We start from the raw sequence: 242 nt of genomic DNA, 5'->3' as shown, positions 1-242 counted from the left end.
CTTCCTCTGACCTGATTATCCGTAAGCTCCAGATCATCTCTGACCTTACTCAAGCCGACATTGCGATTCTGGAGAGTATCGCGGTTCAGGAGCGCGACTACCGGACAGGAGAGGATATCGTGCGCGAGGGCGACCGACCCTCTCATTCCTTCGCTGTTCTGGACGGCCTGGTGGCATCTGCGAAGATCACCGGCGAGGGGAAGCGACAGATCACGTCAATCTTTGTTCCGGGAGACATCCCG

General features: G+C 57.0%; 1 protein-coding gene. It reads left to right on the top strand.

Annotated elements, in window-relative coordinates; all coding sequences use genetic code 11:
* On the top strand, positions 1–242 hold a 242-nt coding region (locus EOD29_RS34475; RefSeq protein ID WP_127248903.1), incomplete at both ends, for a cyclic nucleotide-binding domain-containing protein.

Source organism: Mesorhizobium sp. M1A.T.Ca.IN.004.03.1.1, from assembly GCF_003997555.1.
Lineage (GTDB): Bacteria > Pseudomonadota > Alphaproteobacteria > Rhizobiales > Rhizobiaceae > Mesorhizobium.
The sequence above is the reverse complement of the archived record's forward strand: the minus strand, read 5'-3'. Positions and strand labels throughout refer to the sequence as shown.